The organism is Brevundimonas sp. AAP58 (assembly GCF_001295975.1).
Classification (GTDB): domain Bacteria; phylum Pseudomonadota; class Alphaproteobacteria; order Caulobacterales; family Caulobacteraceae; genus Brevundimonas.
The window spans coordinates 1-8,329 of sequence record NZ_LJHU01000086.1 but is presented as its reverse complement, the minus strand read 5'-3'; the positions used below and the strand labels follow the sequence as shown (position 1 = coordinate 8,329).

Sequence of the window (8,329 nt, the reverse complement as noted above, 5' to 3'; positions counted from 1 at the left end):
CAGCCAGCCGATCGGCGGGGCCGGCGCGCGGGTGGCCTGCGGAGTGATGGCGGCGGGTTAAGCCTTCGCCGCCCCGGCCCTCAGCCCTCGCTCGGCGAGCGCGACGACTCCGACCCCCGCCATGGTCAGGGCGGCTCCAGTGAGAATCTGAGGCGTCAACACGTCGCCGAGAAAGCCCCAGCCGATGGCGATGGAGACCACCGGCGTGGCGAGGAAGTAGGGCGTGACCCGACCCGCCTCGCGGCGCTGGACCAGCCAGAACACCAGCGTCGTGGCTACCACCGACGACAGCACGCCGGCCCATAGGAGCGTGCCCCAGACCAGCGGCGTGGCCGATCGGACGGCCTCAATCTGATCGCGCTCGAACACCGCCGATCCGAGAGCCAGCGTCGGAAGCGCCGTCAGAGCGAGCAGCCCCTGCATCTTCAGCGGCGGAATGGAGGTCGTTCGCCGCGCGATCACCGTTGTCATGGCCCAGGCGGCGCTGGCCGCGATAACCACCAGGATGGCCGACCAATCGTGCAGCGCATGGGGATCAACAGCCATCCAGGCCACACCGACCAGGGCGACGACCAGACCGATCAGGGCGAAGCGGGTCAGCCGCTCGCCCAGCAGCAGGAAGGCGAACAGGGCGGTGAACGGAATCCACAGCTGGGCCGCCACCGAAGCGGGGCTGACGTCGTCCGCCAGCCAGAAGCCGATGTAGATCAGACCATAGTGCAGCGGCCCGCCCAGCAGCACGATCAGCAGCAGGCTCTTCCAATTCGGGAACGGCGGCCGCACGACGGCGAACAAGCAGAGCGATGCGATGGCGAAGCGGATTGCGCCGGTCAGCAGCGGCGGCAGGGTCTCGGTCGCCACCTTGGCCGCCGCGTTGTTCGCGCCCCAGATCACCACGATCGCCACGATGGCGCCGATCTCCAGAAGGGTCAGCGGGTGGTGCGGCTTGGCGGCGAGGGCGGTCACCGGGCGGTCATGGCACAGGCGACCGCAGTCTGCGCGTCACACTGGGTGACAGGCCGTTTCGAAGTCAGAACGGAATGTCGTCGTTCAGGTCATAGCTCTCGCGCGGACCGGACGGCTTGTTCGCCCCACCGGTCGAGAAGCCCGAGGAGTAGTCGTCGTCGTTCGAGCGCGACGCCCCGCCGCCTTCCCCACGTCCGCCCAGCAGCGTCAGGTTGCCGTTGAAGCGACCGATGACGATCTCGGTGGTGTACTTCTCCACGCCCTGCTGGTCGGTCCACTTGCGGGTCTGGAGCTGGCCCTCGACGTAGATGGTCGAGCCCTTCTTCACATAGTTCTCGACGACCTTGACGATGTTGTCGTTGAAGATCGCCACCCGGTGCCACTCGGTCTTCTCCTTGCGCTCTCCGGACGACTTGTCGCGCCAGGTCTCGGACGTCGCGAGCGACAGGTTGGCGATGCGGTCGCCGTTCGGAGTAGTGCGGATTTCCGGGTCGCGGCCCAGATTGCCGACCAGGATAACCTTGTTGACGCTGCCCGCCATGTCGCTCGTTCTTTCGCTTGGGATTCAGGCCCGAGGGCCCCGCTGATGAAATCGTTAACAGATGTTCTGCTTATGTTCCAGACCTGACGGCTAGCCCTGCGGCGCGCCGGGGAAGGCTGTCGGCTCGGCTTCGGTGACGATGCCGAGCGCATCAATATCCCGCTGAATGGCACCAGGCATGGCGAGACGACCGTCCCCTGTGCGGGCCAAGGCGAAGAAGCGCCCTCCCTCCAGGGTGCGACCGAAGGAAACGCCTCGAGCATCGATGAAGATGAACTGCCCTTGGAAGGCCCCCGTCACCTCGCGCGTGGAGCCGCCGAGGCGGAGGAAACGCAACCGCATCTCTTCCAGTCGGGCTGCGCAGAACTCGATCTGCGGCTGATCGCGGGCGACAACGTTGAACTGGACTTCGCCGTCAGGGCGATTGACGGCATAGCAGACGCCCGGGTCTCGCGGGGCCTGCACCTGCTCGGCGCAGGCAGCCAGGATCAAGAGAGCGGTGGAGACAATCACAATCCGCATCAGCCTAGCCCCGGGAACTGGCAGGCGCGGTCCTGTTCCGCCAGGACACGGAAGCGAGTGTTGTCGTTGGACTGCTCCACGCGGCGGGGAACAAGCCGCAACGTCAGATTGCCGTGGCGGCCATACTGAGCTTCGCCAGGGCCGACGCAGGTTCCTGCATAGAGAGCCTGGACGCACTCGTTCAGACTCATTGCGCCTGAAAGCTGGCGCCACTCCGAACCGGTGTAGCGAAGGCAGGGCGCGCCGGTCACGCGCTCGGACCGGGCCTCGATGGGTCGGGGGGATGCGTTGTCGACAGTCGTCGCGGGTTGGGGATTGTCCGAGCCATCCTGAGCGGCCGGCGCGGTTGGCGGCGGTGCGAAGGAAGCCGTGGCGGCCGCTGCGAGATTGCCGCTGGCATCCAGCCCAACATCCAGCCCATCCGTCGCAAGCCCGTTCCGTTCGGCGCAGTCGGCCAGAGTGGCCATGCCTACGAACTGGCCATCGACGAAGCAGCGCAGTTCCCGCGTGGGCTGGAGTTCAGGAGCATCGGCCACATCCACCGATAGCGCCCCTGGCTCGCTGGGCTCGACCTCTGGGGGCGCACCTCTGTCGTTGCCCCCTCCCATGAAGACCACCGCCAACACCACGGCGGCGAGGATCGCTAGGCCCGCGCCGACCGCCAGGATCACGCGGTTGTCGTTGGGAAGTTGCATAGGGCGGCTCGGCTGGGGGACTGGACTCAATAACCCCGCCAGAGGCCGCCGCGTCAACCGCTTAGGCAACCCGGACCCGGCACAAGTCGCCGAGGACCCGGCAAATCCTGCCGGTCAAGCCGCAAACCGGCAGAATCTGCCGATCGGTCGACGTGGTTAAGGCAAAGTACCGTCGTATTTTCATAAGGTTGGCAAAGAGGCTCGCCTGTCGCCGGTTGGCCCCAACCTTGCGGGTTGCTGCCACAGGCAAAATGCCCCCGACGGTCAAAACGACGGTCGGTCACCTTGAAACAAGGATACTCGTCATGGCGCTGAACAGCGTTAACACGAACAATGGCGCGATGATCGCGCTTCAGAACCTTCAGGCCACGAACCGCGAGCTGGACACCGTCCAGAACCGCATCAACACGGGCAAGAAGGTCAACTCCGCCAAGGACAACGGTGCCATCTGGGCCATCGCCCAAGGCCAGCGCTCGGAAATCTCGGCGCTGAACGCCGTCAAGGACAGCCTGGACCGCGGTGCCTCCGCCGTCGACGTCAGCCTGGCCGCTGGCGAGTCCGTCTCCGACCTGCTGGTTCAGCTGAAGGAAAAGGCGCTCGCCGCCACCGATAGCTCTCTGACGACCGCTGCTCGCAGCGCTCTGAACGAGGACTTCAAGGCGATCCGCGACCAGATCACCACCGTCGTCAACAATGCCGGCTTCAACGGCGTGAACCTGCTCAACGGTTCACAGACGGCCGGCTATCGCGCCCTGGCCAACACCTCGGGCACGACCATCACGGTTCAGGACGAAGACCTGCGTCTGGGCGGCACGATCAACACAGTCACCGCGACCATGTCGATCGGCACCGCGACGCTGGCCGCCACCGCCCTGACGGCAGTGAACGGCTCGATCGACCGCGTGTCGGCCTCCCTGGCTCGCCTCGGCACCGGCGCCAAGTCGCTCGAAACGCACCGTTCGTTCGTCGGCAAGCTGTCGGACGCCCTGGAAGCGGGCGTGGGCAACCTGGTCGACGCGGATCTGGCCAAGGAAAGCGCGCGACTGCAGTCGCTGCAGACCAAGCAACAGCTGGGTGTGCAGGCTCTGTCGATCGCCAACTCCTCGACCTCGATCCTGCTGGGACTGTTCCGGTAATCGAAATGGAAGGGCGGGGCTTCGGCTCCGCCCAACCGTTCGCAGGAGACGCCGACTGATCGTCGGCGTGAAATCATATGGAGACCAGTGCAAAGATCCTGAGCGTCAACGGCCCCCTCACTGCCCCCGCCTCGACGACGGCGAGCGGCGACTTCAACGAGGGTAGGGCCCGCCAAGAGGCCGAGCAGGCCGCGCGCTACAGGCTGATCATCGAAGAGGGTCCGACCGTCGGGACCTACATTTACAAGACCCTGGACAGCGCGACCGGCGAGGTCGTCCGCCAGTTCCCCCGCGAGGAGGTTCTGAAGCTGTCCGAAAACGGAGGCTATGCCGCCGGGGCTCTGATCGACACCAGCGCCTGATCCGGCGTTCGGTTCTGGATACTTGATCCGCGCGGGCCCGCCCGACGCGGCAAAAGCACGTTAACCATACGCTCATGGTTAACGCCTAGCCTCGACCAGAACATCCGGGGCTAGAAGACCTATGAGCAACAGCGTCCACACCAACGCCGCCGCGGCGATCGCGCTCCAGAACCTGGCGCGGACCAACGAGAACCTGAGCGGCGTCCAGAACCGGATCTCAACCGGCCTGAAGGTGCAAGGCGCCAAGGACAACGCCGCCATCTGGGCGATCGCCCAGCAGCAGAGGGCCGATACCAGCGCCCTTTCGGCCGTGAAGCAGAGCCTCGACAGGGCCACCTCAATCGCCGATGTCGCGCTGGCGGCGGGCGAGTCGATCTCGGACCTGCTCAATCAGCTCAAGGAAAAGGTCGTCGCGGCCAAGGATACCTCACTGAAGACCCAGTCGCGCGAACTTCTGGACGCCGACTTCAAGGCCTTGCTGCGCGCCATATCTTCGGCGGTAGAGAACGCCAGCTTCGACGGTGGCAACATCCTGGATGGTTCCCTGACGAATGGCCTTCGCTTTCTGGCCAACGCCGACGCGACGTCGTTCATCACCCTGTCATCCAAGGACCTGTCGCTCAGCGGTTCGATCATTTCGCTGGGGCTGGCAGACAGCCTGCTGACCACCACGGGCGCGACGACGGCCCTGAATAAGCTGGACGATTCCATCACCGCCCTGAACAAGGCGCTCGGTGACATCGGGGCTCAGGCCAAGCAGATTCAGGCGCATACGACCTTCGTGACCAAGCTGACCGACACGCTGGAAAGCGGCATCGGCAATCTGGTTGACGCCGATCTGGCCAAGGAAAGCGCGCGCCTGCAGGCCTTGCAGGTGCAGCAGCAGCTGGGAGCTCAGGCTCTGTCGATCGCCAACCAGGCGCCACAGATCATCCTGTCGCTGTTCCAGTAAGCGGTCATCGCCAGCGGGCGTTGGGATTTCCGATCAGGACCGGAGCCTGACGTCTGCGGGTTTGGGACGCGCGGACTGGTCCGGGTTTGGGCGCGAGGCCGTAGAGGGCCAGAAGCGACTGAATAAGCGACGTCGGAAACATCATGATCGGCCTCCTGTCTGGCGCGATCAAAACACGATTCTCCGACGATCGTTCCCGGTGCGGACGTTAACAGCCCGTTGAGCCCGATGTCCGATGTTGGCGGCTGGAGGATTCCGTGACCGTCAACAACGGCTATCTGCTTGGACTGTTTGGGCAAAGCTATGACCCAGCAGCTTCGGCCGCCCTGACGACCGCTATCACACGAAAGCGTCAACCGACGGCCCCTTGGGCGACTGCGGCCCAGGCCTCGGCCCCCGCTCCCGACGCCCTCGTTCGTGCCGCTCTGGGCGGACGGAAGTTCGTCAACGAGGGTACCGTACCGGTCGATGTCCGGGGAGCCTCGGCCGACTACGCCAAGCTGTTCGCCCTCTATCGCGGCCTTGAGACCCTGTCGGCCCTGACCAATCGCGCGTCGGTCCAAGGCCTTGGAAACAGCGACCTCGGCCTGATTCAGAAACGCTTCGCCGCCGGCCTGTCGGAAATCTCCGCCTATGTCGGCAAGGCCGAGTTCGAGGGCATCCGGCTGGTTCAAGGCACGGCGACCGCCCTGTCCAAGACCAGCGCGGCCGTGCCGCGTGACAGCGCCAACTCCATCACCGGGCCGGTGCATGAAGGCTCGTTGGATACCCCGGTCGCGGCTTTCGCCGGAGACACCCGCTTCTCGATCACGGTCAAGGTCCCGCAGGGGCTGGGCACGACCACGACCTCGGTCCCGATCGATCTCGCTGACATGGGGGCGACGCCCCGGACGATGGACGCGGTCCTGAGCTACATCAACGGCAAGCTGGAAGCGGCCGGGTTCCAGACCCGGATCGGTCGCGATCAGATCAAGGCCGAAGCGCGCACGGTCCAGGTGAACGGCAAGCTCGTCACCCTGCCAGCCGGGCCGGACAAGTGGGCTCTGGCCATCCGCGGAACCTCCACCGAGACCATCGGCTTCACGGCCGCCGACCGATCCGATGCGGTCTATGTCGTGCAGGGCTTCGGCACGGCCGGCGCCAACCAGCTGCTAAAGTTCCAGTCCGACGGCGGCACCGCCCCGTCTCCCACCGGCGGCAACGTCGGCGAGACTCAGTGGGTCGATGGTCGTCTGTCGCAAGAGAAACTGCCGGACGGGATCAGCGCGGTCCGGGCCAGCGCCGTCGGGCCCGATGGCGCGTTGTGGCTGGTCGCCGATGTCACGACGGGCGGATCCAACCAGCCGATCAAGGGCGTCCAGGATGTCGCCCTGATGAAGTACGACAGCGCCGGACGGCTGATGGCGACCCGCACCCTGGGTGCCGCTTCAACGGCCAGCGGCTATGCTATCGCGGTGGACGCCAATGGTCAGGTCGCCGTGGCGGGCTCGGTCACTGGAGCGCTGAACACCAAGGCGACAGACGCGGGGAAATCCGGTGAAGTGGCGACACTGTCGGATAGCTTCGTCACCGTCTTCAACGCCGATGGCGAGGAGCAATGGACTCAGCGGCGCGGGGCCCGCGCCGAGGATCAGGCGACCAGTGTCGCCTTCGGCGCGGACGGCGTGCTCTACATCGGCGGGCGGGCGAAATCGGCCGTGACGGGCGCCACCGCCGTCGGCGGCTGGGACGGCTATGTCCAGGCTTTCAGGGCGGGCGAACCCTATCCAACAGCCGGCATCGTCGCCTCCAGCATCGGCCAGACCCAGTTCGGCACCGCGGCCGACGACGGCGTGGACGCGATCACGGTTGACGGGTCCAACCTCTACACCGCAGGGATCGAGAACGGCCGGGCGGTCGTGCGCCGCTTCACGCTCGACGCGGCGGGCGTACCGACGCTGGCGGCCACGCGCGACCTCGGGGCGATCTCCGGCGCCATCGAAGGCGTTTCGGTCTCCAACGGCCGGGTCATCCTGACGGGAACCAGCCGCGACAGCGGCCTGTCGGCGGGCACCGTCACCCGGGCGCATTCGGGCGGGTCGGATGTCTTCACCGCGGCCCTGACCGCCGACCTGACGGCTGACGCCTCGGACCGCCTGACCTGGTATGGCGCGGCCGGCGAGGACACCGCCGCCGACGTCAAGGTGCATGACGGCAAGGTCTGGATCACCGGCGTCGCCGATCGCCCCGTCAGCGCCAAGCCGGAAGACCCGACGCGGGGCTTCCTGACCCGCATCAATCCATTGACCGGCGCTGTGGAGTACGAACGCAGCTGGTCCGGCGACAACGATCAGGCCAAGCCCCTGACGCTGGCGGTGGCGTCGAACGGTGCCTCGGTGCTGGACCGCCTGGGCCTGCCCCAGGGCGAGATCGATCAGTCGGATTCCAAGCGCCTGATCGACGCGACTTCGCTTCGGGTCGGCGACAGGTTCTACGTCTCACCCGCCGACGGCGGCCGGGCCCAGGCCGTGACGATCGAGGCCAAGGACACGCTTGCTACCCTGGCGCGCAAGATCAGCATCGCATCGAACGGCCGACTCAAGGTCACCGTGGCCTCCGAAGGCGGTGCCGTCACCGGCAAGGACGGCGAGACCACCACCACCACGGGCGGTTTCCAGCGGCTGTCGATCACGGCCAAGGACGGTGTCACCGGTGCGGTGCTGACATCCGGAGAAACGGGCCGCGACGCCCTGCTCGGGCTCGGTCTTTCGCCCGGCTTCATCGGCCAGGCGTCCGGCGATGACGTCACTCGCACCTTCGGCCTGAACCTGCCCAGCGGCCTGACGCTGAACGACGCCGCGGCTATCAAGACCGCCGGCGAAAAGATCCAGGCGGCCATGAAGGCTATCCGTGACGCCTACCGTGCACTCGCGCCCGAAAACCAGACCAGCGCCGCCAGCGGTCCGGTGCCCACCTATCTGACCAACCAGATTTCTAACTATCAGGCGGCATTGGCGAGGCTCACTGGTTAGTCCCTTCTCCCCTTACGGGAGAAGGTGGCCGAGCGAAGCGAAGTCGGATGAGGGGTGAAAGGACACCCCGCAGATGACATGCCGTCTCAGTTCCCCACTCCCGCCGATGAGTTTCACCCCCCCCCCCCCCCCCCCCCCCCCCCC

9 protein-coding genes are annotated in these 8,329 nt (G+C 66.2%); 4 read left to right on the top strand and 5 right to left on the bottom strand.

Annotated features, from left to right (window positions below; all coding sequences use genetic code 11):
* Positions 1 to 57: 57 nt before the first annotated feature.
* The 4 genes from IP78_RS11395 to IP78_RS11380 all read right to left on the bottom strand — a co-directional run bounded on the left by IP78_RS11395 (position 58) and on the right by IP78_RS11380 (position 2,724).
* Positions 58 to 966 (bottom strand): DMT family transporter, encoded by a 909-nt coding sequence (locus tag IP78_RS11395; protein ID WP_054111803.1) that lies wholly within the window; start codon positions 964 to 966, stop codon positions 58 to 60.
* Between the two features lie 64 nt (positions 967 to 1,030).
* Positions 1,031 to 1,507 carry a single-stranded DNA-binding protein gene (gene ssb, locus IP78_RS11390; protein WP_054111802.1) on the bottom strand — a complete coding sequence of 159 codons (477 nt, stop codon included), beginning with the start codon at positions 1,505 to 1,507 and terminating at the stop codon, positions 1,031 to 1,033.
* A 90-nt stretch (positions 1,508 to 1,597) separates the two neighbouring features.
* Positions 1,598 to 2,029: a hypothetical protein gene (locus IP78_RS11385; protein ID WP_054111801.1), complete on the bottom strand. Its 432-nt coding sequence runs from the start codon at positions 2,027 to 2,029 to the stop codon at positions 1,598 to 1,600.
* Entirely contained in the window at positions 2,029 to 2,724 is a 696-nt protein-coding gene (locus IP78_RS11380) for a hypothetical protein (protein ID WP_054111800.1), read from the bottom strand. The genes IP78_RS11385 and IP78_RS11380 overlap by 1 nt, the downstream gene beginning before the upstream one ends.
* Positions 2,725 to 3,029: 305 nt before the next feature.
* Here IP78_RS11380 and IP78_RS11375 point away from each other — a divergent pair, with 305 nt between their 5' ends.
* The 3 genes from IP78_RS11375 to IP78_RS11365 all read left to right on the top strand — a co-directional run bounded on the left by IP78_RS11375 (position 3,030) and on the right by IP78_RS11365 (position 5,174).
* Positions 3,030 to 3,860: a flagellin gene (locus IP78_RS11375; protein WP_156320385.1), complete on the top strand. Its 831-nt coding sequence runs from the start codon at positions 3,030 to 3,032 to the stop codon at positions 3,858 to 3,860.
* Positions 3,861 to 3,937: 77 nt separating this feature from the next.
* Positions 3,938 to 4,222 carry a flagellar protein FlaG gene (locus IP78_RS11370; RefSeq protein WP_054111799.1) on the top strand — a complete coding sequence of 95 codons (285 nt, stop codon included), beginning with the start codon at positions 3,938 to 3,940 and terminating at the stop codon, positions 4,220 to 4,222.
* Positions 4,223 to 4,343: 121 nt separating this feature from the next.
* A complete protein-coding gene (locus IP78_RS11365; RefSeq protein WP_054111798.1) occupies positions 4,344 to 5,174 on the top strand; it encodes a flagellin in 831 nt (276 codons plus the stop codon).
* Positions 5,175 to 5,178: 4 nt separating this feature from the next.
* Here the strand turns inward: IP78_RS11365 and IP78_RS15535 are convergent, their stop codons facing one another.
* The gene (locus tag IP78_RS15535; RefSeq protein ID WP_197272446.1) at positions 5,179 to 5,319 is read right to left on the bottom strand and encodes a hypothetical protein; all 141 of its coding nucleotides are present in this window, start codon (positions 5,317 to 5,319) and stop codon (positions 5,179 to 5,181) included.
* Between the two features lie 112 nt (positions 5,320 to 5,431).
* Here IP78_RS15535 and IP78_RS11360 point away from each other — a divergent pair, with 112 nt between their 5' ends.
* Complete coding sequence (locus tag IP78_RS11360) at positions 5,432 to 8,185, top strand: transcriptional regulator (protein ID WP_054111797.1); 2,754 nt, start codon at positions 5,432 to 5,434, stop codon at positions 8,183 to 8,185.
* The last annotated feature ends 144 nt before the right edge of the window (positions 8,186 to 8,329 follow it).